The sequence below is a fragment of the Reyranella sp. genome (assembly GCF_965279465.1).
In the GTDB taxonomy this organism is placed as follows: Bacteria; Pseudomonadota; Alphaproteobacteria; order Reyranellales; family Reyranellaceae; genus Reyranella.
This window is the reverse complement of the sequence record NZ_OZ257242.1, coordinates 6,109,058-6,135,696: the sequence shown is the minus strand read 5'-3', so window position 1 is coordinate 6,135,696 and position 26,639 is coordinate 6,109,058. Positions and strand designations below refer to the sequence as shown.

General features: G+C 65.6%; 26 protein-coding genes and 1 pseudogene. 20 read left to right on the top strand and 7 right to left on the bottom strand.

The window, feature by feature from the left end:
* Window positions 1–36 precede the first annotated feature (36 nt).
* The 4 genes from ACQY8M_RS29840 (at window position 37) to ACQY8M_RS29825 (ending at window position 4,915) form a co-directional block, all read left to right on the top strand.
* Window positions 37–1,812 carry a M3 family oligoendopeptidase gene (locus ACQY8M_RS29840; RefSeq protein ID WP_428663678.1) on the top strand — a complete coding sequence of 592 codons (1,776 nt, stop codon included), beginning with the start codon at window positions 37–39 and terminating at the stop codon, window positions 1,810–1,812.
* Window positions 1,813–1,912: 100 nt separating this feature from the next.
* Window positions 1,913–3,247, top strand: coding sequence for an ABC1 kinase family protein (locus ACQY8M_RS29835; protein WP_428663675.1), 1,335 nt, complete (start codon window positions 1,913–1,915; stop codon window positions 3,245–3,247).
* Window positions 3,247–4,176 (top strand): NAD-dependent epimerase/dehydratase family protein, encoded by a 930-nt coding sequence (locus tag ACQY8M_RS29830; protein ID WP_428663673.1) that lies wholly within the window; start codon window positions 3,247–3,249, stop codon window positions 4,174–4,176. The genes ACQY8M_RS29835 and ACQY8M_RS29830 overlap by 1 nt, the downstream gene beginning before the upstream one ends.
* Window positions 4,177–4,258: 82 nt before the next feature.
* A complete protein-coding gene (locus ACQY8M_RS29825; protein ID WP_428663670.1) occupies window positions 4,259–4,915 on the top strand; it encodes a SanA/YdcF family protein in 657 nt (218 codons plus the stop codon).
* A gap of 14 nt (window positions 4,916–4,929) precedes the next feature.
* Here ACQY8M_RS29825 and ACQY8M_RS29820 read toward each other — a convergent pair whose 3' ends face one another.
* Window positions 4,930–5,925, bottom strand: coding sequence for a 2-hydroxyacid dehydrogenase (locus ACQY8M_RS29820; protein ID WP_428663667.1), 996 nt, complete (start codon window positions 5,923–5,925; stop codon window positions 4,930–4,932).
* A 140-nt stretch (window positions 5,926–6,065) separates the two neighbouring features.
* On the opposite strand from ACQY8M_RS29820, the gene ACQY8M_RS29815 reads away from it, so the two are divergent.
* The 7 genes from ACQY8M_RS29815 (at window position 6,066) to ACQY8M_RS29785 (ending at window position 13,542) form a co-directional block, all read left to right on the top strand.
* Window positions 6,066–7,241, top strand: a complete 1,176-nt coding sequence (locus ACQY8M_RS29815; RefSeq protein ID WP_428663664.1) for a Re/Si-specific NAD(P)(+) transhydrogenase subunit alpha — start codon at window positions 6,066–6,068, stop codon at window positions 7,239–7,241.
* Between the two features lie 136 nt (window positions 7,242–7,377).
* Entirely contained in the window at window positions 7,378–7,806 is a 429-nt protein-coding gene (locus ACQY8M_RS29810; protein WP_428663661.1) for an NAD(P) transhydrogenase subunit alpha, read from the top strand.
* Window positions 7,807–7,819: 13 nt separating this feature from the next.
* Window positions 7,820–9,226, top strand: a complete 1,407-nt coding sequence (locus ACQY8M_RS29805) for an NAD(P)(+) transhydrogenase (Re/Si-specific) subunit beta (protein WP_428663658.1) — start codon at window positions 7,820–7,822, stop codon at window positions 9,224–9,226.
* Between the two features lie 159 nt (window positions 9,227–9,385).
* Entirely contained in the window at window positions 9,386–9,763 is a 378-nt protein-coding gene (locus ACQY8M_RS29800; RefSeq protein WP_428663655.1) for a rhodanese-like domain-containing protein, read from the top strand.
* A gap of 1 nt (window position 9,764) precedes the next feature.
* Window positions 9,765–10,760, top strand: a complete 996-nt coding sequence (locus tag ACQY8M_RS29795; RefSeq protein WP_428663652.1) for a glutathione S-transferase family protein — start codon at window positions 9,765–9,767, stop codon at window positions 10,758–10,760.
* Between the two features lies 1 nt (window position 10,761).
* Window positions 10,762–11,400, top strand: coding sequence for an HAD family hydrolase (locus ACQY8M_RS29790; protein ID WP_428663649.1), 639 nt, complete (start codon window positions 10,762–10,764; stop codon window positions 11,398–11,400).
* Window positions 11,401–11,529: 129 nt separating this feature from the next.
* The gene (locus ACQY8M_RS29785) at window positions 11,530–13,542 is read left to right on the top strand and encodes a hypothetical protein (RefSeq protein WP_428663646.1); all 2,013 of its coding nucleotides are present in this window, start codon (window positions 11,530–11,532) and stop codon (window positions 13,540–13,542) included.
* Here the strand turns inward: ACQY8M_RS29785 and ACQY8M_RS29780 are convergent.
* Both ACQY8M_RS29780 and ACQY8M_RS29775 read right to left on the bottom strand, forming a co-directional pair.
* Window positions 13,500–14,291, bottom strand: a complete 792-nt coding sequence (locus ACQY8M_RS29780) for a molybdopterin-dependent oxidoreductase (RefSeq protein ID WP_428663643.1) — start codon at window positions 14,289–14,291, stop codon at window positions 13,500–13,502. The genes ACQY8M_RS29785 and ACQY8M_RS29780 overlap by 43 nt on opposite strands.
* Window positions 14,292–14,302: 11 nt before the next feature.
* Window positions 14,303–14,932 carry a cytochrome b/b6 domain-containing protein gene (locus tag ACQY8M_RS29775; protein ID WP_428663640.1) on the bottom strand — a complete coding sequence of 210 codons (630 nt, stop codon included), beginning with the start codon at window positions 14,930–14,932 and terminating at the stop codon, window positions 14,303–14,305.
* Between the two features lie 125 nt (window positions 14,933–15,057).
* On the opposite strand from ACQY8M_RS29775, the gene ACQY8M_RS29770 reads away from it, so the two are divergent.
* The 7 genes from ACQY8M_RS29770 (at window position 15,058) to ACQY8M_RS29740 (ending at window position 20,586) form a co-directional block, all read left to right on the top strand.
* Window positions 15,058–15,645 (top strand): sigma factor-like helix-turn-helix DNA-binding protein, encoded by a 588-nt coding sequence (locus tag ACQY8M_RS29770; RefSeq protein WP_428663637.1) that lies wholly within the window; start codon window positions 15,058–15,060, stop codon window positions 15,643–15,645.
* Complete coding sequence (locus tag ACQY8M_RS29765) at window positions 15,642–16,280, top strand: NrsF family protein (protein ID WP_428663634.1); 639 nt, start codon at window positions 15,642–15,644, stop codon at window positions 16,278–16,280. Before ACQY8M_RS29770 ends, ACQY8M_RS29765 begins: the two co-directional genes overlap by 4 nt.
* Before the next feature lie 111 nt (window positions 16,281–16,391).
* Window positions 16,392–16,847 (top strand): PRC-barrel domain-containing protein, encoded by a 456-nt coding sequence (locus ACQY8M_RS29760; protein ID WP_428663631.1) that lies wholly within the window; start codon window positions 16,392–16,394, stop codon window positions 16,845–16,847.
* 41 nt (window positions 16,848–16,888) lie between these two features.
* On the top strand, window positions 16,889–18,058 hold the full coding sequence (locus ACQY8M_RS29755) for a trans-sulfuration enzyme family protein (RefSeq protein ID WP_428663628.1): 1,170 nt from the start codon (window positions 16,889–16,891) through the stop codon (window positions 18,056–18,058).
* Window positions 18,059–18,075: 17 nt separating this feature from the next.
* Window positions 18,076–18,798, top strand: a complete 723-nt coding sequence (locus tag ACQY8M_RS29750; RefSeq protein WP_428663625.1) for a TIGR04282 family arsenosugar biosynthesis glycosyltransferase — start codon at window positions 18,076–18,078, stop codon at window positions 18,796–18,798.
* Window positions 18,799–18,811: 13 nt separating this feature from the next.
* Complete coding sequence (locus ACQY8M_RS29745; RefSeq protein WP_428663622.1) at window positions 18,812–19,558, top strand: glycosyltransferase family 2 protein; 747 nt, start codon at window positions 18,812–18,814, stop codon at window positions 19,556–19,558.
* On the top strand, window positions 19,555–20,586 hold the full coding sequence (locus tag ACQY8M_RS29740) for an NAD-dependent epimerase/dehydratase family protein (RefSeq protein WP_428663619.1): 1,032 nt from the start codon (window positions 19,555–19,557) through the stop codon (window positions 20,584–20,586). The genes ACQY8M_RS29745 and ACQY8M_RS29740 overlap by 4 nt, the downstream gene beginning before the upstream one ends.
* 15 nt (window positions 20,587–20,601) lie before the next feature.
* Here ACQY8M_RS29740 and ACQY8M_RS29735 read toward each other — a convergent pair whose 3' ends face one another.
* Both ACQY8M_RS29735 and ACQY8M_RS29730 read right to left on the bottom strand, forming a co-directional pair.
* Window positions 20,602–21,138, bottom strand: a complete 537-nt coding sequence (locus tag ACQY8M_RS29735; protein WP_428663616.1) for a transposase — start codon at window positions 21,136–21,138, stop codon at window positions 20,602–20,604.
* A gap of 168 nt (window positions 21,139–21,306) precedes the next feature.
* Complete coding sequence (locus ACQY8M_RS29730) at window positions 21,307–21,891, bottom strand: hypothetical protein (protein ID WP_428663613.1); 585 nt, start codon at window positions 21,889–21,891, stop codon at window positions 21,307–21,309.
* 844 nt (window positions 21,892–22,735) lie between these two features.
* On the opposite strand from ACQY8M_RS29730, the gene ACQY8M_RS29725 reads away from it, so the two are divergent.
* Window positions 22,736–23,305: an HAD family hydrolase gene (locus tag ACQY8M_RS29725; protein ID WP_428663610.1), complete on the top strand. Its 570-nt coding sequence runs from the start codon at window positions 22,736–22,738 to the stop codon at window positions 23,303–23,305.
* On the opposite strand, the pseudogene ACQY8M_RS29720 reads toward ACQY8M_RS29725, so the two are convergent.
* Window positions 23,288–23,477 (bottom strand): annotated as a pseudogene (locus tag ACQY8M_RS29720) (IS5/IS1182 family transposase); the annotation flags it as partial. The gene ACQY8M_RS29725 and the pseudogene ACQY8M_RS29720 overlap by 18 nt on opposite strands.
* A gap of 24 nt (window positions 23,478–23,501) precedes the next feature.
* On the opposite strand from ACQY8M_RS29720, the gene ACQY8M_RS29715 reads away from it, so the two are divergent.
* Complete coding sequence (locus ACQY8M_RS29715; RefSeq protein ID WP_428663607.1) at window positions 23,502–24,353, top strand: Crp/Fnr family transcriptional regulator; 852 nt, start codon at window positions 23,502–23,504, stop codon at window positions 24,351–24,353.
* Here the strand turns inward: ACQY8M_RS29715 and ACQY8M_RS29710 are convergent.
* Window positions 24,264–26,627 (bottom strand): arylsulfatase, encoded by a 2,364-nt coding sequence (locus tag ACQY8M_RS29710; RefSeq protein ID WP_428663604.1) that lies wholly within the window; start codon window positions 26,625–26,627, stop codon window positions 24,264–24,266. The two genes, ACQY8M_RS29715 and ACQY8M_RS29710, sit on opposite strands and share 90 nt — an antisense overlap.
* Between the last annotated feature and the right edge of the window lie 12 nt (window positions 26,628–26,639).

The window sequence follows — 26,639 nt, the reverse complement described above, 5'->3', positions numbered from 1 at the left end:
GGACAAGCCCCATATGGTTGGCCAAGCAAGGAGTTGATGTCGATGAACGCTGTGCTGGGCGAGCTGCCGACCTGGAACCTCGCCGACCTCTATTCGAGCCCTGCGGGGACCGATCTCGAGACCGATCTTGCACGGGCAGCGCAGGAGGCCGAAGCTTTCGCTACGGATTATGAGGGCAAGATCGCGGACCTGGACGGCAAGACGCTGGGCGCCGCCGTGGCGCGCTTCGAGGCGCTGTCGGACCTGATGGGCCGGATCGGCTCCTACGCCCAGCTCTACCATGCGCAGGACCTGGCCGATCCGCAGCGCGGGCAGTTCTCGCAGAACGTATCGGAGAAGCTGACCGACATCGGCGCGAAGCTCCTCTTCTTCGGTCTCGAGCTGAAGAAGATCGAGGATGCCGACCTCGCCCTCAAGCTGAAGTATCCCGCGCTCGCGAAGTACGAGCCGTGGCTGCGCGACATGCGGCTGTTCCGGCCGCACCAGCTGTCCGACGAGCTGGAGAAGTATCAGCACGATCAGTCGGTGGTCGGCAGCAGCGCCTGGTCGCGGCTGTTCGACGAGACGATCGCGCGGCTGCGCTATCCGTTCCGCAACGAGATGCTGAGCGAGCCCCAGATCCTCGACAAGCTGTCGAGCAAGGATGCCAGCGTGCGCAAGGATGCTGCCAAGTCCTTCGGCAAGGTGCAGGGCGACAACATCGCGATCTTCTCTCTGATCACCAACACGCTGATCAAGGACAAGGAGATCGACGACCGCTGGCGCAAGTACGAGCGGCCGCAATCGTTCCGCAACCTTTCGAACGTGGTCGAGGACGAGGTGGTCGACGCGTTGGCATCGTCGGTGAAGGCAGCCTATCCGCGCCTCTCGCATCGCTACTACAAGCTCAAGGCCAAGTGGTTCGGCGTCGACAAGATGCCGTACTGGGATCGCAACGCGCCGCTGCCCGAGCACGACGACCGCACCATCCCGTGGCCCGAGGCCGAGAAGATCGTGCTCGACGCCTACGGCGCGTTCTCGCCCGAGCTTGCCTCGGTGGGCCGGAAGTTCTTCGGCACCGGCTGGATCGATGCCCCGGCGCGGCCGGGCAAGTCGCCCGGCGCGTTCGCGCATCCGACGGTGCCGTCCGCGCATCCCTATCTGCTGCTGAACTACCAGGGCAAGGTGCGGGACGTGATGACGCTCGCCCATGAGCTGGGCCACGGCGTGCACCAGGTGCTGGCGGCCAAGCAGGGACCGCTGATGGCCGACACTCCGCTCACTTTGGCGGAGACCGCGTCCGTGTTCGGCGAGATGCTGACCTTCCAGTCATTGCTCCGGACCGCACCCGACGCCCGCACGCGCAAGGCGATGCTGGCCGGCAAGGTCGAGGACATGCTGAACACGGTGGTGCGCCAGATCGCCTTCTACGACTTCGAGACGCGCCTGCATGCCGAGCGCCGCAAGGGCGAGCTGACGCCCGACGCGATAGGCGCGATCTGGATGGCGGTGCAGAGCGAAAGCCTCGGCCCGGCCTTCACCTTCGATGACGAGTACAAGCACTACTGGTCGTATATCGGCCACTTCATCCATTCGCCGTTCTACGTCTATGCCTATGCGTTCGGCGATTGCCTGGTGAACTCGCTCTATGCCGCCTACCAGTCGGGCCTGCCGGATTTCCAGGCCAAGTATCTCGACATGCTGAAGGCGGGCGGCGTGAAGCGGCACAAGGAGCTGCTGGCACCATTCGGCCTCGATGCCTCCGATCCGGCTTTCTGGGACAAGGGGCTGGGCGTGATCTCGGGCTTCGTCGATGAGCTCGAAGGTCTTTAGCCGGGGGCATGAAACAAATGCTCATGCTCTTCCGGACCGCGAGCGTCTCGCTCGCTCATGCGCATGAGCGAGCGAGACGCTCGCGGTCCGGAAGAATCTGATGGCTGACGACGAAGGTCCTTCGCTCGGCGGGCGGCTCGGTCGCTATGCGCGGGTCGGCGCCTCGGTCGGGGGGCTGGCGGCGCGGCTCGCGGGCGAGCGCTATCTTGGTCTGAGCCTCGACCGCGACAAGCATGCGTCGGAACTCAAGCGCGCACTCGGCGGCTTGAAGGGTCCGCTGATGAAGGCGGCGCAGCTCCTCTCCACAATTCCCGATGCGCTGCCGCCGGAATATGCCCGAGAGCTGGCGCAACTGCAGGCCAACGCGCCCGCCATGGGCTGGGCCTTCGTGCGCCGCCGCATGGCGACCGAGCTGGGACCGGACTGGCAGGCGAAGTTCCAGCGCTTCGACAAGGAGGCCTCGTTCGCCGCCTCGCTCGGCCAGGTTCATCGCGCCGTCCTGCACGACGGCCGCGACGCGGCGGTGAAGCTGCAATATCCCGACATGGCCTCGGCGCTCGAAGCCGACCTCGACCAGCTCAAGGTCGTGTTCGCGATCGGCCAGCGCTTCGATCCCGCGATCCGTACCGACGAGATCCAGGCCGAGATCAGGACCCGCCTGCGCGAGGAGCTCGATTATCGCCGCGAGGCCAGGCACGTCGCGCTGTATCGCCACATCCTGCGCGACGAGGCGAACGTGCATGTGCCCGACACGGTGCCCGGGCTGTCGACCGACCGGCTGCTGACCATGGGCTGGCTGGCCGGCGAGCCGCTGCTCAACTGGAAGGAGCGCGGCCAGGAGGAGCGGGACGCGCTCGCGATCAACATGTTCCGGGCGTGGTACGTGCCGTTCTATCTTTACGGCGTGATCCATGGCGATCCGCATCTCGGCAACTACTCAGTCCGGCCGGATGGCTCGGTGAACCTGATGGATTTCGGCTGCGTGCGCGTCTTTCCGCCGCGTTTCGTGCGCGGCTCGATCGAGCTTTATCGCGCCCTCATGACCGACGACCTCGACCGTGCCGTGGCGGCATACGAGGACTGGGGCTTTACGGGTCTCAGCCGAGACATGATCGCCGTGCTGAACCGCTGGGCCGCCTTCCTGTACGGCCCGCTGATGGACGATCGCCCGCGCCGCCTGACCGAGGGCATGGCCGAGGGCTTCGGCCGCGATATGGCGCAGAATGTGTTCGGCGAGCTGCGCCGCATGGGCGGCGTGCGGCCGCCGCGCGAGTTCGTGTTCATGGATCGCGCCGCGATCGGGCTCGGCTCGGTGTTTATCCACCTGCGCGCCTCCATCAACTGGCACACGCTGTTCGAGAGCCTGATCGAGGGTTTCGACGTCGAGGCGCTGGCGGCCCGCCAGCAGGAAGCCCTGGCACAAGCGGGCCTGTGATGAACATCCTCGTGACAGGCTCGTCGGGCTGGCTTGGGCAGACCCTCGTCCCGCTGCTGAAGAGTGCCGGCCAGACGGTGACCGGCCTCGATCCGGTGCCGGGCCAGGGCACCGACATCGTGGGCTCGGTCGCCGACCGGGACCTCGTGCGCAGGGTGCTGCGCGAGCGGCGCATCCAGGGAATTATCCATGGCGGCGCGTTGCACAAGCCTCACATCGCGATCCACGACAGCAGCCAGTTCATCGCCACCAACGTGCAGGGCACGCTCAATCTCCTGGAGGAGGCGACGGCGGAGGGCTCGACGGTGGACCGCTTCGTCTTCACCTCGACGACTTCACTGATGATCTCGCAGGAAATCCGCGAGGCGCACAAGCGCGGCATCGAACGTGCCTTCTGGATCGACGAGGAGATGATGCCTCTCGAGCCGCGCAACATCTACGGCGTCAGCAAGCTTGCCGCCGAGCATCTCTCCCGCATGGTACACGACGCCACGGGCCTGCCGATCATCATCCTGCGCACCGCGCGGTTCTTCCCCGAGGAAGACGACATGGCGCACGAGATCATCCAGTCGGGCCCGAACACCAAGGCCAACGAGTACCTCTTCCGCCGCCTCACGGTCGAGGATGCCGCCGCGGCCCACATCGTGGCGCTCGACCGCGCGCCGCAGATCGGCTTCGACACCTTCATCATCTCCGCGCTCACGCCGTTCAGCCCCGACGATTGCGAGCAGCTCATGAAGTACGCGCCGCTCGTCGTCGACCGCTACTTCCCGCGCTATCGCGAGATCTACGCCCGCCGCGGCTGGACGATGTTCGACTACATCGACCGCGTCTACGATTCGCACAAGGCGATGCGTCGCCTCGGCTTCGTTTGCCAGACCGGCTTCGGTGACATCCTCATCCAGCTCGATCGGGAGGACGGGGTTTGATTCATATTTCTCCCTGGCGAAGCCGGGGAGGAACAATACGACGGAAGTGGTACAAGGCGGCGAAGGGAAGGCGTTCGAACGGATGCGGGCGATCTTGGGCATTTTGCTGGCCTGCGGCGCGGTCGCGCTTGTTCTCGTGCTGCTCGCCTGGCTCGCCGAGCGGCGGCTCGGGCAATTGGCGGATCCCTTTCTCTTCGACAATCCGGCGAAGCTGCCGAACATCGACGTCGCGCTCGTACTCGGCGCCGCGCCGATCGGGCCCGAAGGCGGGCCGAACCGCTACTTCGAATATCGCCTCGATGCCGCCGCCGCGCTGTGGCGTGCCGGCAAGGTGAAGTACCTGCTGGTGAGCGGCGACAACAGCCGGCCGGACTACGACGAGCCGAGCGCGATGCGCGTCGGCCTGATCGCGCGCGGCGTGCCGGCGAGCGCGATCTATCGCGATTTCGCCGGCGTCCGCACTCGCGATTCGATGCTGCGCGCCAAGTCGGTGTTCGGCCAGCAGCGGCTGATCGTGGTCAGCCAGGGCTTCCACGCCGCGCGCGCGATCTTCCTGGCGCGTGGGAACGGCATCGAGGCCTGGGGCCTCGCCGCGCGCGACGTCGACCGGGCCTATAGTGTCTTCACCGAGCTGCGGCGCTATCCGTCGGCGGTGCGCGCCTATCTCGACGTGTGGCTCGATACGCCGCCGCGCCATGCCGGGCCTTCCATCGCCATCGGCGTGGATCCGCCCAATTGAAGCGGCCGCGCCGGCTATCGCAGCCGGCCTGCCGCGTCAGCCGCCATGTCGCGCAGCTCGGGCACCGGCGAGACGACCGGCCTGCCGTCGAAATGGTTGTCGAGATTCTGCTTCACCAGCGCTGTCATGCGGCGTTGGGCGTGCTCGGTGCCGCCGCCGAAATGCGGCGTCATCACCAGCTTGTCGAGCTCCAGCAGCTCAGTGCCCTCATAGGGCTCTTCGTCGAACACATCGAGCGCCGCGCCTTCGATCACGTCGTTGCGCAGCGCCTCGGCGACATCCGCCTCGTTGACAGCCCAGCCGCGCGAGATGTTGACGACATGGCCGCGCGGCCCCAAGGCCTTCAGCACCTCGGCATTGATGATGTGGCGGTTCGAGGCGTCCGAGCGCAGGCAGACGATCAGGTAGTCGCACCAGGTCGCGAGCTCCATGACGTTGGGGAAATACCGGTAGTCGACATCGCTGCGCTTGCTGCGGTTGCAGTAACCGATCTCGACATCGAATCCCTTGATGCGCTTGACGAACTCCAGACCGATTGCGCCCAGCCCGAGGATGCCAACCTTGCCGCCGGTAAGCCCCGCGATCGGGCCGAAGCGGTTGGGGATGCGTTTGGTCCATTCGCCGCGGCGGATCATCTTGTCGGCGCGCACGATGCGGCGCGTCGAGGCGAGCAGGATGCCGACCGCCAGCTCGGCGACGTCGGGTGCGTTGGCGTCGGCACCGTGCGTGATCATGACGTTTCGCTTGCGCGCGGCGGCGAGGTCGACCCGCTCGTAGCCCGTGCCGTAGCAGCAGAACAGGGAGAGCCGGGGCAGGGCGTCGATCATTGCCTGGCTGAGGCCGACGCTGCCGGTGCTCACGATCGCCTGCACGTCGCCTGCAACGCCGGGCGGGATATGGGCCGGGGTCGGCTTGTCCATGTGCCCCGCGATCTCGTAGCGCTCGCCGAGCAGCGCGAGTGTCGCTTTCGTGAAATGGAAGCCGGTGAGAATGACGGGACGATGGGACATGTCTGGCCCTAGCACGCGACCGTTACCGGCGTAAATCCGGCCCGGCCCGCGCGGCGAAAAACCGGCTTGGCAAAGAACACATCGCTGTGCAAGGTGCCCCGCACCAACCGTTCGCGTCTCCAACGGATCATCAGCGCTCCATGAAAATCGCCATTCTCAAAGAACGCCGGCCGCACGAAACGCGTGTGGCCGCGACCCCTGAGACCGTCAAGAAGCTGAAGGCGTTGGGCGCGGAGATCACCATCGAGACGGGCGCTGGTGTTGCGGCTGCCTACACCGATCAGGCTTATCTGGATGCCGGCGCAAATATCGTGCCGGATGCGGCGTCGGCCGCGGCGGCGGGCGATATCGTCTTCAAGATCCAGCGGCCGATGTCCGCCGACGAAGGTATCGGCGGGGGCATCGAGGGGGGCATCGACGAGATGGCCCTGCTGCGGTCGGGGCAGACGTTGATGGCGCCGCTCGGCGCGCTGACCAACAGGCCGCTGATCGAGGCGCTGGCGGCCAAGGGTGTGACCGCCTTCGCACTCGAACTGATCCCGCGTATCACGCGTGCGCAGTCGATGGACATCCTGAGCTCGCAGGCCAACCTCGCCGGCTACAAGGCCGTCCTGCTCGCCGCCAACAGCTTCGGCCGCATCTTCCCGCAGATGATGACGCCTGGTGGCACGCTTGCCCCGGCGCGCGCCTTCATCATGGGGGTCGGCGTGGCCGGGCTGCAGGCGATCGCCACGGCGCGCCGGCTGGGCGCGATCGTGACCGCGACCGACGTGCGGCCGGCGACCAAGGAGCAGGTCCAGTCGCTCGGCGGCAAGTTCGTCGCTGTCGAGGACGAGGAGTTCAAGGCGGCCGAGACGGCGGGTGGCTACGCCAAGCAGATGAGCCCCGAGTACCAGGCCAAGCAGGCGGCGCTGGTCGCCGAGCACATCAAGCTGCAGGACATCGTGGTGACGACCGCGCTGATCCCCGGCCGCAAGGCACCGGTGCTGGTGAGCGAAGACATGGTGAAGACCATGAAGCCGGGCTCGGTGATCGTCGACATGGCGGTCGAGCAGGGCGGCAACTGCCCGCTCTCCGAATTCGGAACGACCGTCGAGAAATACGGCGTGAAGATCGTCGGGCCGGCCAACCTGCCGGCCGAGCTGCCGACCGATACCTCCGCGCTCTTTGCGCGCAATCTGCTGAACTTCATCGCGCCCATGGTCGACAAGGAGACCAAGGCGCTGAAGATCGATCTCAACGACGAGGTGGTCAAAGGCACCCTGGTGACGCAGAACGGCCAGATCGTGCACCCCTCCCTTTCGGCGCCATCCTGAGCGCCGCGAAGGATCTTACTATGGCCATCCCCCTCCCAGCCCTCCCCCTGCGGGGGAGGGTTTATGGCTCCCTCCTCCGCAGGGGGAGGGCTGGGGAGGGGGTCTCCCGAAGGACTAGAACAAGGGACGCGAACTAATGGATGACAGACTCGCGGGCGAAGCGGCCAAGCTCGCCACCCAGGCGCAGGAGCTCGCCGGGAACCTCAAGGCGGTGGCGCAGCAGATCCTCGACATGTCGGCGCAGGGCACGCTGGAGATCCCCGACGGCCACATGCCGTTCGTCTCGCTGCTCACCATCTTCGCGCTGGCCTGCTTCGTCGGCTACTACGTGGTGTGGCGAGTGACGCCGGCGCTGCATTCGCCACTGATGGCGGTCACCAACGCCGTCTCCTCGGTGATCATCGTCGGCGCACTGCTGGCGGCCGGCCTCAAGGGGCTGGGGGCGGCGCAGCTGTTCGGCGCCGTCGCCGTGGCGCTGGCCGCGATCAACATCTTTGGCGGCTTCATCGTCACGCACCGCATGCTGTCGATGTTCAAGAAGAAGACACCGGTAGCGAAGAAGTAGGCGGACGAACGATATGACCCAGGAACTGGCCGCCTACGGCTACCTCATCGCTGCCATCTGCTTCATCATGGCGTTGCGCGGGCTGAGCTCGCCCGTCAGCTCGCGGCAGGGCAACCTGTTCGGCATCGTCGGCATGGTGATCGCGATCGGTGTCACCGTCGCAACGCCGGGCGTCGTCTCGCCCTGGCTGATCATCGGCGGCCTGGTGGTCGGCGGTGCGATCGGCACGCTGGTCGCGCTGCGCATCCAGATGACCGCGCTGCCGCAGCTCGTGGCGGCATTCCATTCGCTGGTCGGGCTCGCGGCGGTGTTCGTGGCAGCGGCGGCGTTCGTCTCGCCCGAGGCCTTCGGCATCGGCTCGCCGGGCCACATCAAGACCCAGAGCCTGATCGAGATGGGGCTGGGTACCGTGATCGGCGCGATCACCTTCACCGGCTCGATCGTGGCCTTTGCCAAGCTGCAGGGCCTCGTCACCGGTGCACCGCTGGTCTTCCGTGGCCAGCATCCGCTCAACGCGCTGATCGGCATCGCGATCCTGGTGGTGCTGGTGTGGTTCGCGATGCATGGCCATCCGATCACCTTCATTCTGCTGATCGCCCTGTCGCTGGCGGTCGGCTTCCTGCTGATCCTGCCGATCGGCGGGGCCGACATGCCGGTCGTGGTGTCGATGCTCAATTCCTACTCGGGATGGGCGGCGGCCGGCATCGGCTTCACCCTGGGCAACACCGCGCTGATCGTGACCGGCGCGCTGGTTGGCAGCTCGGGCGCGATCCTGAGCTACATCATGTGCAAGGGCATGAACCGCTCGATCTTCAACGTGATCCTGGGCGGCTTCGGCACCGACAGCTCTGCGGCAGGCGCCGCGCACGCCAAGAGCGACAAGCCGGTCAAGGCGGGGTCGGCCGAGGACGCCGCCTTCCTGATGGCGAACGCGGGCTCGGTAATCATCGTGCCGGGCTACGGCATGGCGGTGGCCCAGGCCCAGCACGCTCTGCGCGAGATGGCCGACATCCTGAAGAAGAAGGGCGTGCAGGTCCGCTACGCCATCCATCCGGTGGCAGGCCGCATGCCCGGCCACATGAACGTGCTGCTGGCCGAGGCCAACGTGCCGTACGACGAGGTCTTCGAGCTCGACGACATCAACCGCGACTTCGCCGCCACCGACGTGGCCTTCGTGATCGGCGCCAACGACGTCACCAATCCCGCGGCTAAGACCGATCCGACCAGCGCGATCTACGGCATGCCGATCCTCGAGGTCGAGAAGGCGCAGACCGTGCTGTTCGTGAAGCGCGGCATGTCCTCGGGCTATGCCGGCGTCGACAACGAGCTGTTCTTCCGCGACAACACCATGATGCTGTTCGCCGACGCCAAGGTGATGTGCGAGAACATCGTCAAGGCGCTGGAAGGAAGCGCGCACTAGGGACGCGCGGGCTCATGCTCTTCCGGACCGCGAGCGTCCCGCTCGCTCAAGCTCATGAGCGAGCGGGACGCTCGCGGTCCGGAAGAACATGAACATGAGCGGCCTTGATCTGGCGGCGGCTTCGGGCTCCACTCCGGGCCTCGTTTTCGGAGGAATGCCATGAAGACCGTCCAATCGATGCTTGCCGAGGCCCATGCGGCCGTGCCGCCGATCAGCCCGCAGGAGGCCAAGGCGCTGGTCGGCAAGGCCGACGTGCTGTTCCTTGACGTGCGCGAGCCGCCCGAGGTCGCGGCGTCTGGCAAGGTGCCGGGCGCGGTCGCCGTGCCGCGCGGCCTCGTCGAGTTCCGTGCCGACCCGGCCTCGCCGATGCATGACAAGGCGTTCGATCGCTCCAAGACGATCGTCGCCTATTGCGCGTCCGGCGGCCGCTCGGCGCTGGTCGGCAAGACATTGAAGGACATGGGCTACGACAACGTCCGCAACCTCGGCGGCTTCAAGGGGTGGGTCGACGCCGGAGGCGACGTCGAGAAGGCCTGAAGTGTACGTCCTTCACGGCTTCAACCCGTCGCCCTACTCGGTGAAGATGCGGGCGATTCTACGTTATCGCCGCATCCCCTTCACCTGGAAGGCGACCGGCAATCCGCGCGACGCGGCGGTGGCCGCCGGCCTGCCGCCGGTAATTCCCGTGCTGCAGTTCCCCGACGGGCGGCTGATGAACGATTCGACGCCGCTCGCCTACGCGCTGGAGCGCGAGCATCCCCGCGCGCGGTCGATCGTCCCCGACGATCCGGTGCAGGCCTATCTCTGCGACCTGCTCGAAGACTTCGGCGACGAATGGGTCACGAAGATGATGTTCCATTACCGCTGGTACTATGAGGCGGACCGCGCCTTCGCCCAGACCTGGGTCGTCACGTCGCGCGATCCCGTGATGCCGGAGGGGCCGCGCCGGGCGGCCATGCAGGCGTTCAACGACCGCCAGGTCGGCCGCATGGCGATGGTCGGCTGCACCGAGCAGAATCGGCCGATCATAGAGGACAGCTACCGCTTCGTGCTCGACACGCTCGACCGCCATGTGCGCGAGATCCCGTTCCTGTTCGGCTCGCGGCCCTCGCTCGCCGACTTCGGGCTGTTCGGCCAGCTCCAGATCCTGTCGGTCGATCCCACGCCGATGGCCGAGATGCGCGAGCGGGCGCCCGACGTCTATTGCTGGCTGCTGCGGCTCGATGACGCCTCAGGCATCGATGGCGCGTGGCTCGATGCGGCGGCGCCTTTGCCGGACACGCTGATTGCACTGCTGAAACATTGCGGCGAGACCTACCTGCCGTTCCTCGCCGCCAACACGCGCGCCCTGCAGGACGGCGCCGGCGAGGTCGCCGTCGACATCCAGGGCCGGCCCTACGCGCAGGCGCCCTTTCGCTACCAGGCGAAGTGCCACGATGCGTTGCGCAAGAAGCTCGCGGCGATGGCACCGGACATGCGCCGGCGGCTCGATCCCGTCCTCGAGCAGGCCGGTTGCCTCACCTACTTGGCGTAACGTGCGCTATCGCGCCGTCCTGTTCGACGTCGGCGGCGCGATCGATCTCGAGTTCGCCTGGGAGATGGCGGTCGACGGCGCGATCGCCGCGGCCTGCGGCATGGAAGGGGTGCGGGTCGACCAGGCCATGGTCGAGGCGGCGTCGGACCAGGCGGTCGCGGCCTTTGCGGCGGACACCTACGGCCACATGATCGAGACGCTGTGCGGCGGCGAGCCGGTCACGATGGCGCGCGTGCGCCAGCGGGTCGAAGCGATGACCGGCCAACTCGACGCCTTCCAGCTGCGGCCGGGGATCGATGGCTTGCTGGCGCGGCTGCAACGTCAAGGATTGCTGCTCGGCGCCATCGGCACGCCCTGGGAGCAGCTGGAGCGGGCAGGGGTCGCGCCCTGCTTCACGCGCGATCTGGATGTGCCGGCCGACGTCTGCATTTTCGTCGGCGATCGTCTCGACAGGGACATCGCACCGGCCAGGGCACGAGGCATGGCGACCATCCAGTTCAGGAGCGGACGCTACCGCCGCCAGCGTCCGCGTAACCAGGCCGAGACACCGGACGCGGTCGTCACCGATGTGATGGAGCTGGAGGCGGCGCTGAGTGCGCTGAGACAGGCGTGGGAAGGCCGACAACCGGCCCCCACGTGAGTTGGGGGCGCAGCCGAACGCCTCGACTTGTTGATCTTCAGGCGAGGGCGTTACGGCTTGACGCGCCAGCGGGCATGCGCGGAAGTGCATCCAGCAGGCGCCGCGCCGTGATTGATCGCCAAAGGGACAATGCCTTCTGTTGAACTTACCCTGGCGTGTGCCGTTGCAATGGTGGTCGTCTGGACACTGGTCGGATTGCCCATCGCCTCGCGCCTTTTCGCTGCGCCCGCCGCGCTGTTGCTTGCGCCGGCATTGGGCTTCGCCGTTCAGAGCGTGATCGCGCTGCCCTTGCTTTGCTGGCTTGGCATGAGCCGGCCGATGGTCGCGGTGGTTACAGGAGCGTTTGTGGCGGCCGCCGTCGTGGCGCTCGGCCTGCAGCGTGCGGCCGTCGCACGATCGCTTGCTCTTTCTCCGCCGCTGGCCGTCGCCGTGGCCGCCGCGGCTCTTCTCGCCCTGATCCCTGCGTCTGCCGCTCTACCCAAGCCAACGCCCGAAGGGGTGACGCTGGCGGCTTCGATCTTCGACCATTCAAAGATCGCGATCGTCGATGAGATACGTCGCGCCGGTGTTCCGCCGCATAATCCGTTCATCGGCGAGGTGGGCGCACCGGAGCGGCTCGCGTACTACTACCTTTGGCATTTCAGCGCCGCCGTCTTCGCGGTGCTGACAGGAGCGAGCGGCTGGGAGGCCGACGCCGCGCTCACGTGGTTTACGGCTTTTGCCTCACTCGTGACGATGTTCGGTCTCGTGCTGCGGCTGGGTGCTTCGAGCGCAGCGCCGTTTCTCGTCCTCGTGTTGACGGCCAGTGCGTCGCTGCGTGCCTCGCTCGAATGGATCGCTCCGTCTGCCGCCTCCGCGCTGCTGGTGCCAGCCTCGGGATTGGGCCCCTGGCTCTTCCAGACCGCTTGGGCGCCGCAGCATCTGGCCTCTGCAACATGCGTCGTGCTCGCCTGCCTGGTTCTCGAGCGGATGGCCCGGGTCGGCGGCTGGGTCGCGTCCGGCATATTCGGGCTGGTCGCTGCCGCAGGCTATCAGACGTCGATCTGGGTCGGCGGCGTTGTCTTCGCGGTCGGTATGCTGGCGGTGGCTCCTTGTCTTTTGTGGTCGGCGACCCATGGGCGGCGACTGGGCTTTGCGCTGGGGGCCAGCGCTGGCGCTGCGTTGGCGCTGCTGTTCAGCCTGCCCTTCCTCCTCGACCAATCCGCGGCGGCGCTGGCGCGGGGCGGCGGATTGCCGATCGCCGCGGGAGCGGTCAGCGTTCTCGGACCGGCCGTGCCAGAATCGCTCAAGCCCTTTCTCGATCTGCCGGCCTACTGGCTGCTCTACCTTCCGGTCGAGCTGGTGGCCATCTATCCGGCGGGCATGGTCGCCCTGTTCGTTCTGGTCAGGCATCGCCGGGTCGAGGCTGCCACGCAGGCCCCGGTAATGCCGCTCATCCTGATGACGGGGGCGAGCCTCGGCGCGGGCTGGATGCTGCAAAGTGTTGTTGCGTACAACAACGACCTGGGTTGGCGGGCGGTCCTTCCGGCGATCCTCCTGCTGACTGCCTTTGCGGCGACGGTGATCTCGCGTTGGCGCGGGACGCCAGCCCGCGTCGCCGGTGTCCTCGCCACCTTGGGCGTCGCGGCGGCGCTGCCGGAAACTGTCGAGCTGGTCCGGGAAGATCTCTTCGCCTCCCGCACACCGTCGGAGAGTCAGTTCGCGGCCTCGCCGCCGCTCTGGCAGGCCGTTCGACGGCATGCAGCGGCGGACGAGCGCGTCGCCAACAATCCTGCCTTCCTCGGTAACGCTACTCCCTGGCCCGTGAACATCTCCTGGGCGTTACTGGGCAATCGCCGGTCCTGCTATGCGGGCGACGATCTGGCCATCGCCTTCGCGCCGGCCACTGCCCGGCACCGGGCTGCGACCAAGGCCCTGTTCGACCGCGTCTTCTCCGGTGCACCTCTTGCGAACGACCTCAGCCAGCTCGCCGATCACTACCGCTGCGATGTCGTCGTGGTGACGCCGCAGGACGAGGCGTGGCGGCACGACCCGTTCGAGGCAGGCGATCCGTACCGGCTGGTGGAGACCCAGGATGGATGGAGGATCTACCGCCGCATTCAGATACCCGCGAACCAGTTGAAGCCGCGATCCTCCCAGTAGCCGCCGGGATAGACGTTTGTCACTTCGATTGCGGTGATCCACTTGGGATTCTTGAAGCCCAGCTTGGTCGCCGTGCGCAGGCGGAGCGGATAGCCGAACGGATCGGTGATCGTCTGCCGGGCATACTTGGTGGCGAGGATGGTCTGCGGATGCAGTGCCGTCGCCATGTCGATACTGCCGCTGTAGCCGTCGGCGCATTTGAAAGCCACGTACTTCGCCTTCAGGTCGGCGCCCACGACTTCCAGGAAATGCCGAAGATTCACGCCGGACCACTGGCCGATGTAATCCCAGCCCTCGACGCAGATATGGCGGATGATCCATTCCTGCTCCGGCAGGGTGGAGAAGCGCTGGACATCCCAGGACCGCCGGTCGGCGACGAGGCCGGCAAGCTCCAGCTTCCAGGTCGCGCCATCGACCGGGTCCACGTCGTTGACATCATAGTAAGCGTTGTAGCGGGGCGGCTTCACGACCTCTGCTTCGCTGTAGGTCGGTGCCAGATGGTCTGGCCGGAAGAGGAACTGCTGGACACGATCGTTGAACGAGGACACCGTGCGCAGGACCGACTGGACGGCACTCTCGTCGGTGACATCGCATCCCGTCAGCATCGTGAGGGCTCCCAGGCTGAGCGAGCCGCGCAGGATGCCGCGCCGCCCGATGTCGGCAATGAGCGCCTTGTTGCTCTCGAGAATGCGTTGATCGATCCCGTTTTTGGGGCGGAACGCGGAAGGTGAAGGGTTGCGTATGGACATATATCCTCCGATCAGTGCGTCGTTTGCCCGGGCGCGCCGTCAGACGGCCCGCTGGCGGCAGGGTCGATCCCCGGCCCGCCGTTGATCATCGCCCCGATCGTTTTCGGTACGATCAGTGCCAGCGCGACATGGACGATCAGAAAGCCGACGATCGCCGCCATCCCGAGGAAATGGACGATTCTGCCGCCCTGAAAGCCGCCAAAAAGCGGAAGCAGCTCCGAGAGCTGTATGGGCTTCCAGATCGCCCATCCGGAGACGACCTGGACGATGATGACGAGAATGATTCCCGTGTAGAGAATTTTCTGCACAGCGTTGTAACGCGTGATGTCGGTATGCGAGAGCCGGAAGCTCAGCGCGTCCCTGAGGTCGTTCAGTATCTCCCGGATACGGATCGGGAAGAGCTTGCGTTTAAATCGTCCGGTCGCGAGCCCGTAGGCGAGATAGGCCAATCCGTTGAGCATGAGGATCCACATGGCAAAGAAATGCCACTGCAATGCACCCTGAGCCTCGCCGCCGATGGTGATCCATTCGGGAAAGTGCAGCCAGCCGAGCAATACCTCGTCGTTGTAAATCTTCCAGCCGCTGCCGATCATGACCAGCATGGCGAGCGCATTGATCCAGTGCATGAGGCGCACAGGCATGGGATGTAGGAGCTTCGGCTTCGTCGTCATCGGATTGACCCTTGGGCAAACAGTAGGGGGCGTCGACTCCCTTTCGCCGGGGGACGGCAAGACCTTACAGCGGGTCACGTCCTTGTGACGCCGGGTTGAGCGAAATCCGGTGCAATGATCGCGCCGCGATGGACTTACAGGCTCGCGAACAACAGTGGGCGACGGACATGCGGGCGGCGCAAGCCGGTTCGCGGGAAGCATACCTGCGATTGCTGACGGACATATCGTCGTCATTTCGCCAGTTTGCTGCAGCGGATCTGCGGCGCTTCGGCCTGCAGGTGCAGGATGTCGAGGACGTGCTGCAGGACATTCTCCTGGCCGTTCATCTCAAGCGTCACACCTGGCGTCCGGATCACCCGTTCACGCCGTGGCTGCGTGCGATCGCGCGGCACAAGATGGTGGATTTCGTGCGTGGCCGCGTCCGGCACAAAGGTCTTCCGATCGAGGATTTTCCGAATGTCAGCCCGGTCCTACCGGTCGAGCCGGTGGTGTCTGTGCCCATGCATCGGCTCCTGGATGACCTGCCGCGACGCCAGCGGCAAGTGGTGGAAGAACTTGGACTGGGCGGCGCGACCGTGGCCGACACCGCGGCAAAGCTGAACATGTCGCCTGGAGCGGTGTATGTCGCGTTTCATCGCGGTTTGGCCAGGCTCGTGGCCCGATTTCAGGCCGAGAGATCGTGAGCACCGAACAGCTGATCGATCGACTGGTCTCGGATCTCGAGGACAGGAGCCCACTGTCGCGTTGCCGCTGGCCCCGCCTCGCCATAGTGACTGCGCTCGCGTCGATGGTCAGCCTCGCCGCGATCCTGCTGCTGTTCACGCGCAGCCCGCATTTCGCCCACGGCCCGTCGCGGACGATCCTGTTTTCGGTTCTGGCCGGCGTCGCCCTGGCGGCGGTGGGCTTTGCTGGTGCGCTGAAGTCGAGCCATCCGGAAAGCCGGGTGTCGTTGTCATGGCTGGCGCTACCCGCTGCGATCCTGATGACAGGGCTCGGCCTGGAAATGGCCGACACGCCGTCGTCGAGCTGGGCGGCCCGGTTCTGGGGCGACAGTTCGACTGCATGCTTTGTCTGCGTCACGCTGCTGTCGCTGCCGATCCTCGGCGCGGCCCTGGCGGTCCTGCGGGAGGGAGCGCCCGCCCGGCCTCGCCTCAGCGGGGCGATGGCCGGTTCCCTCGCGGGCGGAATAACGGCGGCCCTCTACACCTTGCATTGTCCTGAAGACTCGCTCCTGTTCGTGGCCTTCTGGCATGTGCTGGCTGTTGCGACGGTTTGCATCCTCGGTGCGCTGGCGGCGGGTCGCTGGCTACGCTGGTGAGACGTGGGCTCAAAGATTTACTGGTTCGTCTGTAAGAAAGCGCCGGCTCCAGCGAAGACTCCTGATAGCGGCGCGAATCCTGCGCCGGTGTAGCGTATTCGGGAGAGATCGATGGCGTGGCTCGTCGCGGCGGTGCTTCTGATTGTCCAGAGCGTGTGGCTCCCGGCCACGGCGCAGGCGAACTTTGGCTCACTGCCACAGGAGGAAAAAATGGCTCGGCGGCATCCGCAGCCGGTGCGGGTAGGGGACCTTGTCGGCTTGCCGGTCCTCGACGAGCAGGACTCCACCATCGGCTATATCAGCGATGTGGTCCGCACGCCTGCCGGCAAGATACAGCTCGTCGTCCCCTATGGCCGCCGGTTCGGTTGGGTGCGGTGGGGCGGGCCGTTCGACTGGGACCGGCGACCAGTAGGAGTGCCGATCGAGACGGTGGCGATCCTCGGCCGACAGGTCGATGCGCTCGAGATGCCGCGCGAGGCCTTCGACAAGGCGCCCGTCTTCGTGAGCGGAGAGAACAAGTCGATTGACCGTGACGAAACCATCAAGATTGCCCTTGGCCGGCGATAGCCCCGGCGGTCAACCTCTCACTGCAGGCACGGCGCAATCGCATGGATCATGAAACGCGAATGCCGCACAAGATGCGGACCTTGGTTGCGCAAGGCCCCGGTGCAGCCGAGCCCGTGACCAAGGCCCTGTCGTCGCCAATTCACATGTCGACGACGTATCTGCGTGACGCCGACAATGGCTATAGCGGCGGGCGCATCTATGGTGGCACCGACAACCCTTCAGTGCAGCAGGCGGAGGCGCTGGTCGCCACGCTGGAGGGCGCAGAAGACGCGCTGATGTTTGGCTCCGGCATGGCGGCCGCCAGCGCCGTCTTTCAGGCACTGGAGAAGCCCACGCACATCCTGGCTTCGCGGGCGATGTATTACGGCCTGCAGTCCTGGCTCGCCGAGCTCGGCCCGCGCAGCGGCCATTCCGTCTCGTTCGTGGACACCTCCGATCTGGATGCCGTGCGGACAGCGTTGCGGACCGGCAAGACCGGCCTGGTGTGGATCGAGACGCCGAGCAACCCCATGTGGACGCTCACCGACATTGCTGGGGTTGCTGAGATCGCCCATGCGGCCGGCGCATTGCTTTGTGTCGATTCAACCGTGTCCACACCGATCTTCACGCGCCCGCTCGAGCTCGGGGCCGATATCGTAGTGCACTCTGCCACCAAGTACTTGAACGGCCATTCGGATGTCGTGGCGGGCGCGTTGGCGACCGCCGGGCGAACCGCCATCTGGGAAAGCATCAGGAGAGTTCGGGCTCGGATCGGCGCCAGTTTGGGTCCATTCGACGCTTGGCTCCTGATGCGTGGCATGCGCACCTTGCATGTACGGGTGGCGGCGCAGGCCAGGACCGCGGCGATTCTGGCCGACCGTTTGATAGGTCATCCGGCGTTGAGCGGCGTCCTCTATCCGGGCCTGAGATCCCATCCGGGCCATGACGTGGCGCGTCGCCAGATGATCGGTGGTTTTGGCGGCATGCTGTCGATCTGCGTGAAGGGCGGCGAACCGGCGGCGGTTGCCGTGGCGGCGCAGGTCCAGCTCTGGAAGCGTGCGACCTCTCTCGGCGGCATCGAGAGCCTCATAGAACATCGCGCCTCTATCGAAGGTGCGGGAACGCCGTGCCCGCCGAACCTGCTTCGGCTCTCGGTCGGCCTCGAGGATATCGACGACTTGTTCCTCGATCTGATCCAGGCGCTGGGACCGTCCGTTCCATTGCTCGGCTAGACTTGAGGAGGAGGGAGATGGGCACGGTCGCGATTGGTATCATATGCAAGACACCCGCACCGGGACGCTCAAAGACACGGCTGTCGCCGCCTTTGCGGCCGGAGGAGTGCGCCAGCATATCGGCCTGCTTCATCCGCGATCTCTCGCGCACGATCGGCGCACTCGTCTTGGGCGGCGACGTGACGGGATATGCAGTCTATACGCCCATCGGTTCGGAGGGGGCCTTGCGGTCGCTGCTTCCGACCGATTTCCGCCTGGTGCCTCAGGTCGACGGCGATTTCGGCGCTCGGCTCTTCAACGGTGCCGCCGATCTTCTTCAGGCCGGCCATGACGGCGTCCTGCTGGTGAATTCCGATAGCCCGACCTTGCCGGCGTCGACGTTGCGCGCGGCGGCCGATGCCGTACGATCGGCTGACAACGTCGTCCTGAGCCCGGCGTTGGATGGCGGTTACACACTGATTGGCCTATCGAAACCGCATCGTCGGCTGTTTGAGGACATAGTCTGGAGCACCAGCACGGTGTTTCAGCGCACGTGCGAGCGAGCGGCCGAGATCGGCCTGCCGGTTTTCGAGGTCCCACCATGGTACGATGTCGACGATGCGGCATCCCTGCGGATCCTGGAGGCGGAGTTGAGCGGCGCCGCGCCGGCATCGCTGTTCACCAAAGGCGCCGAGGCGCCGGCGACGCGGCAGTTCCTGCGCGAACGGCAGATGTCTTTGTCCGATCGCGTTGCCCGATGAGGAGGCGTCTCGGATGAAGCTGGCGTCGGGGAACAAGCGGGTTGCCATCGTTATTCCCTGTCTAAACGAAGGCGAGCCCATCGCCGGCGTGGTCGGGGAAATCCTGGCTCAGGGCGTCGACGAGATCATCGTCGTGGACAACGGCTCGACCGACGACACCGCGCGGCAGGCGGAAGCAGCGGGGGCGCGGGTGGTGAGCGAGCCGCGCCGCGGCTATGGCAGCGCCTGCGCCGCCGGTGTCGCGGCAGTTTCTCCCGACGCAGAGATCGTCTGCTTCCTAGACGGTGACGGCAGCGATGTGCCGGCGTTTCTTCCGGCGGTCATCGGGCCGGTAGCGGCAGGCACGGCGGACTTTGTGATGGGTTCCCGAGTGCGTGGTGCGCGCGAGGCCGGGAGCATGACGCCGCAGCAGCTCGTTGCCGGTTGGGTCGCCGGGGTGTTGCTGCGCTGGACCTACGGCGTGCATTTCACCGACATGTCGCCCCTCCGCGCGCTCCGCCTGGATCGGCTGGGCGCGCTCGGCATGCGCGAACCGACCTTTGGCTGGAACCTGGAAATGCAAATGCGTGTCGCCGCCGCTGGCCTGCGAATCCTCGAGGTTCCGGTCGATCATCGTCGACGTCGCGGCGGCGTGTCGAAGGTATCGGGCAACCTCGTAGTCGGCCTCAAGGCCGCGTGGGTCATCACCCGGACTTTCCTTAGGCTGGCGGCCTCCTTGAGGGTCGACCGGCGATCGACTGGAATGGAAGCTGCCAAATGAAAGCCTTGGTGACGGGTGGTGCCGGCTTCATCGGCCAGCATGTCGTTCGCGAGCTGTTGTCGCGTGGCCATTCCGTTCGTGTCCTGGATTCGCTGCGTGCGGACGTTCATGGCGGGCGGCAATGGGTTCCGCCGGAAGGCGTGGAGTTCGAGCTCGGGGACGTCCGCGATGCGGCCGCGATAGATCGTGCGCTGGTCGGGACCGATGCGGTGCTTCATCTGGCGGCGAAGGTGGGGCTTGGTGTGGATGTGAGCGATCTGCCCGACTATGCCTCCTCGAACGATGCCGGCACTGCCGAATTGCTGGCCGGCATGGCGAGGAAAAGCATGCCCCGTCTCGTTCTCGCCAGCTCGATGGTCGTCTATGGCGAAGGCTTTGGCGAATGCGCGGAACACGGCCTGGTGACTCCCGCGCCCCGGCAGGAGAAGGCGCTGGCTGCGGGACAGTTCGAACCGCCGTGTCCACAGTGCGGCCGGGCGCTCGAGACGAGCCTCGTTGGCGAAAGCGCGCCGCTCGATCCGCGCAACGCCTATGCCAGCAGCAAGGTCGCGCAGGAGTTCTACTGCTCGAATTGGGCGCGCTCGACCGGCGGGTCGGTCGCCGCCATGCGGTATCACAACGTCTATGGACCGGGCATGCCGCGCAATACGCCGTATGCGGGCGTTGCGGCCATCTTCACCTCCGCGCTGCGCGAGGGCAGGGCTCCCATGGTTTTCGAGGACGGCCGGCAGCGCCGCGATTTCGTGCACGTGCGCGACGTAGCTGCGGCCACGGTGCTCGCTTGCGAGAAGCACGTCTCGGGCATGCGCGCCTTCAACGTGGGCTCGGGCACGCCGCGAACCGTCGGTGAGATGGCGGCAGCTTTGGCCCAAGCCATGAGCGGGCCGAGCCCTCGAGTGACCGGTCAATACCGCTTGGGCGACGTACGGCACATCACCGCGGATTCTTCGCGTCTTCGCAAAGAGCTGGGTTGGCGGCCGCGGATCGATTTCGCGGCAGGTATGGCCGAGTTGGCCGCGAATTCCTGAGCCCGCGCCAACACGTCAGTGCGTATGGGGATGGTGATGGCTGGCGCCGAAGCGGTGGATGTGGAGCGGTGCCTTGGCGAGGCCGGGGCAGAAGCTGCCGACCACCTTCTCCAGCCGATCGTAGAGCTTGCGCGCCTCGCCCATCGGCGCGGCACGGCGCGCCTGCGACGCGGCGGCCTGGGCGGCGAGCTTGGGCAGGTTGCCGGCAACCGGCGCGCAGTCCGCCCGCTTCGCCGCAAGCTTGCCCAGCAACACCGCCAGCAGCGGATCGTGCCGAAGTTGGTCGTGGTCGTTGAGGTCCTCGTAGCCCATCGCAAGGCCATAGACCCGTTGCCCGACCAGCGTGCGCACCTCGTGCTCGATCAGCTCGGGATCGCGATGATCGGTGAAGCAGCGGGCAAACCGGTCGACCAGACCGATCGCCCGATCCGTCGCGCCCAGCAGCAGTCCGCCGGCATCTGACGTGATCGACCCGCCGTCGAACGACGCCTCGATCCTGCGTCCTTCAACAGGTGCAGATCCAAACAAATCCGCGATACACTCTGTCGGCATCGGTGTTCTTCCTCTTGTCGCGAGAAAACGTTGCTGCACAACGCTTTTCGCAGAGTCAGAATACCGATGCACCCTCTACCTTTGAGAAATCCGGGTTAGCGAAGTGTCGTCGACCGTTCATGGCATCCGACTACAGATTTTCGCTGGTACTTATTAACCTCGATGTCGCTATGGGCACTTGTGGTCAATCTCGATGCATTCACCGACTTTATGGCCGCCATGCGTATATGAGGAGCGGACCATGCCGAACTTCGTCAGGACATCGTTGCTGAAGAACGCACGATATTTGTCCTCACCCTTGAGGTAGTCCTCTTCCATCATGGAAGGCCTTCCTTTGGATTTCGTCACCAGCGAGGGCGTCATCCATTGCGCGACTTCCGTCGCGGATGGCGAAGCGGCCTGCGGTGGCGGATCGCCGTCCTTCATGATGAAGCAGCATAGCGAGGCGGTCTTCGATGCAGGAGCTATGTCCACTACGGTGAGATAGAAATCATTGGTGCCTGGCTTGGCCGTCTTCTTCGAGACGCTATATGCAATGTCATCGTTGAAGCACACCTTGTCATCGTTCCATTCTCCTTGCCCATAGGTCCAGCATGATTGCTTCGGCTTCCCCATCAGCCGATCAACCTGTTGCTTGGACATGCCGGTCCGTACGTCTTCCGGTCGTTTCTGCTCATCGGGCACGACCATAGGTGCACACGCGGCGAGAGCAAACGTGATGATTGTGACCAGGAAGAGTGTTTTCTCCCGCACTGCATTCCTCCAACTCAGCCGAGTCCGCAGCTTCCCACATCTGCCGCAGACTCGGGTCAAGCCGGTCCACCTAGCGCGACCTGAGACGGCCCCGGCGGCACTCTGGCCACAGTCGTGAAAGTGATCAACCACCGTTTGCAACAGCGACGTGCCGCTACCTCTGGGAGAGATATTCGCGGTTCCGGGTAAGCTGGTCGACGTGCAGGTGACAGCGGTAGATTTTCTGGCCGAACCACCGCCTGCTGCTTGACCTGTCCGAGGCCATTGCCCGCGAAAAGGCGGTGCACGAAACCACCTTCGGCCTGCCTGACGCCGTCGACCGCATCACCCGGTGCTTCGGGGCGGTAGCATGTCTTCCGCTGGGGGCGCGCCACTCCAGTGGCGCGCCTTGTCATGAATCATGACGCGCCACTGGAGTGGCGCGCCCCCAGCGGAAGACGCTTCAGTGCGCGTGGGGATGGTGATGGCTTGCGCCGAAGCGGTGGATGGGGAGCGGCGCCTTGGCGGGGCCGGGGCGGAAGCCGCCGACCACCTTCTCCAAATTCTTGTTCTGCAATGTCGCTAAAGTAAGGTTCCAGATCGTACTACTAATTGGGGTCTGGCGATCAGCCGACGATCTCCCACTTCGGACCTGCGAGTGGACGATGCAACGTCATTTCCGTGTCCTGCTTTTTCTCGCGCTGACCCAGATTACCGGCTGGGGCGGGGTCGGGGTCTTGCCCGTGATTGCGCGGACGGTGGCGGCGGAATTCGGAAGCTCTCTGCCATCGATCTTCCTGGGAACCTCGGTGATGTATGTCGCAATGGGGCTCGTGGCGCGATCGACCTCGAATTCGCCTGGGAGATGGCGGTCGACGGCGCGATCGCCGCGGCCTGCGGTATGGAAGGCGTGCGGGTCGACCAGGCGATGGTAGAGGCGGCCTCGGACGAGGCGGTCGCGGCCTTCGCGGCGGATATCTCTGGCCACATGATCGAGACGCTGTGCGGCGGCGAGCCGGTCACGATGGCGAGGGTGCGACAGCGGGTCGAGGCGATGACCGGCCAGCTCGATGCCTTCCAGTTGCGGCCCGGGATCGACGCGCTGCTGGCACGGCTGCAGCGGCAGGGGCTATTGCTCGGCGCGACGGGCACGCCGTGGGGGCGGCTGGCCAAGGCAGGGGTCGCGGGCTTCTTCACGCGCGATCTCGATGTGCCAGCCGAAGCCTGCATCTTCGTCGGCGACCGTCTCGACCAGGACATCGCGCCCGCCAAGGCGCGCGGCATGGCGACGATCCACTTCAAAAGCGGCCGCTACCGCCGCCAGCGTCCGCGCAGCGAGGCCGAAATGCCGGACGCGGTCGTCACCGACGTGATGGAACTGGAGGCGGCGCTGAGTGCGCTGACGCAGGGTGTGTCGTCAGTTGTGCCAGAATAATGCGGAAACCAGCGGAACGGCAGCCAGGGATGTGGCGGCGAGCTGGTCACATCGGGTTGCGATGGCGCGGAAGCCGTTGAGTTTGGCGAAGAAGCGCTCGAGGAGGTTTCGTTGGCGCAAAATGAGCGAAGTCGGAGGGGCGTTTGAGAAGGCGGTTATCCTTAAGTGAAATTTTTGCATTGCCCTTGGCAGAAATATGACCAAATTTGTCGTGAATGAGCATGTCACGCCCCTGATGTCGGATGCCGACCGAGCGGAAAGTGTTGTGCTGGCGAAAGGCTGGCTCAGCCGGACTCCCGATCGCTTCCAGCATGCGGTCTTCGAACGTTGCATCCTGAGGAAATTCAGGTCAGGCAGTTCGATCTATCGCAGGGGTGACCCGCCCGGCGGTCTCTTTGGTCTCGTCAGCGGAAGCCTTGCCGTCGACATCTCGCCCCTGGAGCGTGGGCCTTTCATGGGATACTTCCTGCGGCCCGGCGCGTGGGTCGGGGGTGCGCCCGCCTTCACTGGCCAACCCCGCGTGGTTGGGCTGCGCGCCACCCGCAGCACCGAGCTGCTTTATCTGCCGCTCCATGCCATAAACGCCATCGTCGCGCAGGATGATTCGGCATGGCGGTACTTTGCGTTGATCGGCTTCGCCCACCTCGAAATCGCCATGTCGGTGGTCGACGACCTGATGCGCCGCGATCACAAGAAGCGCTTCGTCGCCATGCTGCTTCACCTGGCTGACTGCAGGTCGGCTTCGCCGACCGACGGCGCGCCAATCGAGATCGATGTCGGCCAGGAGGAGTTGGCAATCATGGCCAATGTTGCCCGAACGACAGCCGGAGCGATTCTGCGCCAGCTCGCCCGGGCCGGGCACGTCGACACTTCCTACAAGCGCGTCAGGATACTGTCACCCGACGCGCTGAGGGCGATGCTGATCCGCCCAACGCCTGCTGCCAGAAGGCGTCCCCCGCTACTTCAGCCTGACCTCCACCTTGCCGATCTTGCCGCCAAATCGAAACGGACGACGGTCGAAGTAAACAAGCGACACGGGCGAGCCTAGGTCGACGCCGACATCGAGGGTCTCGCTGGCGGTGAAGGCCGCGGGTACGGTACGCTGCACGGTGGTGCGGGCCACCTCGACGCCATCGACCTTGAGCACGACGATTGCCGGCGACAGCGGTCGCTTGTCCATGAAGGTGGTCTCGACCTCGATGGCATGACGGCCGCCCGGGATTTTCTGCGCCGACCGCGCGGTGTACCGCTCGATGATCATCATGTTGTATTCGAAGACCAGCTGGCCGCTATCCATAAACAGGCTGAGCCCGCCGCTGGCACCACCCATGGCATAAAGCACGCCCGAGGCGTTGTCGCCGAACTCGGCGTCGATCGCGACATGGCTGCTTTCGCGGCCAAGTCCCGGCGCCGTGAACTCCGGCATCCGTGTCGTGGTCTGATCGAAGACCCAGCGCGTGTACGGCGTCTTGAGCCGGTCTTCGGGATGGATGCGCAGCCAGATGCCGGCGCCGATCGGGAAGGCCTTGTTCTCCCTGGCTTCGCCTTGGAAGACCTCCTTGAGGCGGGCGAGGTGCTGCGCATCCGTCGCCGCGAGGTCGTTGGCCTGCGAGAAGTCCTTCGACAGGTCGTAGAGCTCCCAGACATCCTTCGCCGAATCCCAGGTCGCAAGGCCGGGGCTGACCGTCAGCCAGGGCGTGAGCGGCCCGAAGGTCGAGGCGAACCAGCCATCGCGATAGACGCCGCGGCTGCCGTTGTTGTCGAAGTACTGCGTGGTCTTCTGGCCGGCGGCCTTCGCGTCATTGAAGGTGTAGGCGAGGCTGACGCCGTCGATCGGGTCCTGGACGAAGCCGTCGACCACCTTGGGCGTCGTGATTCCCACGGTTTCGTAGATCGTCGGCACAATGTCGTTGACGTGGTGGAACTGCCCGCGCGGCGTCTTGTCGGCCTTGATCTTCTTCGGCCAGGAGATCGCCATCGGGTTGCGGGTGCCGCCGAAATGCGACGCGATGAGCTTGGTGTACTTGAACGGCGCGTTGCCGGCCCAGGCCCAGCCGGCGTGATACATGTTGTCCGTCTTGGGCGAGCCCAGCGCGTCGAGGCCGCCGATCTTGTTCAGAGCCTCGATCTGCTGTTCGACCGTGTTGGGAATCTGGTTCTGCGCCAGCAGTTCGCTGATCGAGCCGTTCTGGCCCTCGGCGCTCGAGCCGTTATCGCCGAAGATGTAGAAAATCAGCGTGTTGTCGCGCTCGCCCAGGCGTTCGAGCTCGTCGATGACCTTGCCCGCCTGTACGTCGACATGCTCGACGAAGCCCGCGAACACCTCCATCAATCGGAGCTGGAACGCCCGCTGGTTGGCCGGAATGCTCTCCCAGGAAGCCATCGATTCGGGCCGCGCGGTCAGCTTTGTGTCGGCCGGGATCCAGCCCAGCTCCTTCTGGCGCTTGAAGATGCGTTCGCGCATGGCGTCCCAACCGTCGTCGAACTGGCCTTTGTACTTATCGGCCCACTCCTTGAAGATCTGGTGCGGCCCGTGACCGGCCCCGGGAGCCCAGTACATCAGGAAAGGCTTGTCGGGCGAGTAGGAGCGATGTCGGCGCAGCCACGTCACCGCCTTGTCGGCAAGATCCTCGCTGAGGTGATATTTCTCGTCATGTGGCGGCTCGACGGGGGTGGTGTTCTCGAAGAGACGTGGCTCCCACTGCGAGGTCTCGCCGGCGACGAAGCCGTAGAAGTAGTCGAAGCCATGGCCGGTTGGCCAGCGGTCGAACGGGCCCATCGCCGTCGTCTGGTCGGCCGGCGTGTTGTGCCACTTGCCGAAGGCCGAGGTCTTGTAGCCGTAGTGGCGCAGCGTCTCGGCGACCGTCGCCGATGTCTTGGGAATGACCCCGACGTAGCCGTCCCAGTCCACGGCGCGCTCGGCAATGGTGCCGCTGCCGACGCGCTGGTGGTTGCGCCCCGTCAGCAACGCGGCCCGGGTCGGCGAACAGATCGCGGTCGTGTGGAACGTGTTGTAGCTCACGCCCGTGTTGGCAATCCGGCTGAGGGTCGGCGTCCGGATGTCGCCGCCGTACGTGCCCGGCAGGCCGAAACCGACGTCGTCCAGCAGGATGATCAGGATATTGGGGGCGCCGGCCGGCAGGTGGTTTGCCTGTTCGCGGCGCTGGTGTCTCGACCCCTGCAGCGTGGGCGCGGCCACGCTCGCCGACGGCACGGGCGGGAACGGCAACACGGTGCCGTCAGCACCCGGAGGCGCTGCGAATGCCGAGGTGGCGAGCAGCACGGATGCAAAGGCTCCGGCGGCGATGGACCTGAACAGCATGTGACTGCTCCT

Coding starts and splice junctions, on each gene's coding strand:
- ACQY8M_RS29840 (WP_428663678.1), top strand. CDS start 37: ATGTCGATGAACGCTGTGCTGGGCGAGCTGCCGACCTGGAACCTCGCC.
- ACQY8M_RS29835 (WP_428663675.1), top strand. CDS start 1,913: ATGGCTGACGACGAAGGTCCTTCGCTCGGCGGGCGGCTCGGTCGCTAT.
- ACQY8M_RS29830 (WP_428663673.1), top strand. CDS start 3,247: ATGAACATCCTCGTGACAGGCTCGTCGGGCTGGCTTGGGCAGACCCTC.
- ACQY8M_RS29825 (WP_428663670.1), top strand. CDS start 4,259: ATGCGGGCGATCTTGGGCATTTTGCTGGCCTGCGGCGCGGTCGCGCTT.
- ACQY8M_RS29820 (WP_428663667.1), bottom strand. CDS start 5,925: ATGTCCCATCGTCCCGTCATTCTCACCGGCTTCCATTTCACGAAAGCG.
- ACQY8M_RS29815 (WP_428663664.1), top strand. CDS start 6,066: ATGAAAATCGCCATTCTCAAAGAACGCCGGCCGCACGAAACGCGTGTG.
- ACQY8M_RS29810 (WP_428663661.1), top strand. CDS start 7,378: ATGGATGACAGACTCGCGGGCGAAGCGGCCAAGCTCGCCACCCAGGCG.
- ACQY8M_RS29805 (WP_428663658.1), top strand. CDS start 7,820: ATGACCCAGGAACTGGCCGCCTACGGCTACCTCATCGCTGCCATCTGC.
- ACQY8M_RS29800 (WP_428663655.1), top strand. CDS start 9,386: ATGAAGACCGTCCAATCGATGCTTGCCGAGGCCCATGCGGCCGTGCCG.
- ACQY8M_RS29785 (WP_428663646.1), top strand. CDS start 11,530: ATGCCTTCTGTTGAACTTACCCTGGCGTGTGCCGTTGCAATGGTGGTC.
- ACQY8M_RS29780 (WP_428663643.1), bottom strand. CDS start 14,291: ATGTCCATACGCAACCCTTCACCTTCCGCGTTCCGCCCCAAAAACGGG.
- ACQY8M_RS29775 (WP_428663640.1), bottom strand. CDS start 14,932: ATGCCTGTGCGCCTCATGCACTGGATCAATGCGCTCGCCATGCTGGTC.
- ACQY8M_RS29760 (WP_428663631.1), top strand. CDS start 16,392: ATGGCGTGGCTCGTCGCGGCGGTGCTTCTGATTGTCCAGAGCGTGTGG.
- ACQY8M_RS29755 (WP_428663628.1), top strand. CDS start 16,889: ATGGATCATGAAACGCGAATGCCGCACAAGATGCGGACCTTGGTTGCG.
- ACQY8M_RS29750 (WP_428663625.1), top strand. CDS start 18,076: ATGGGCACGGTCGCGATTGGTATCATATGCAAGACACCCGCACCGGGA.
- ACQY8M_RS29745 (WP_428663622.1), top strand. CDS start 18,812: ATGAAGCTGGCGTCGGGGAACAAGCGGGTTGCCATCGTTATTCCCTGT.
- ACQY8M_RS29740 (WP_428663619.1), top strand. CDS start 19,555: ATGAAAGCCTTGGTGACGGGTGGTGCCGGCTTCATCGGCCAGCATGTC.
- ACQY8M_RS29735 (WP_428663616.1), bottom strand. CDS start 21,138: ATGCCGACAGAGTGTATCGCGGATTTGTTTGGATCTGCACCTGTTGAA.
- ACQY8M_RS29725 (WP_428663610.1), top strand. CDS start 22,736: ATGGCGGTCGACGGCGCGATCGCCGCGGCCTGCGGTATGGAAGGCGTG.
- ACQY8M_RS29715 (WP_428663607.1), top strand. CDS start 23,502: ATGACCAAATTTGTCGTGAATGAGCATGTCACGCCCCTGATGTCGGAT.
- ACQY8M_RS29710 (WP_428663604.1), bottom strand. CDS start 26,627: ATGCTGTTCAGGTCCATCGCCGCCGGAGCCTTTGCATCCGTGCTGCTC.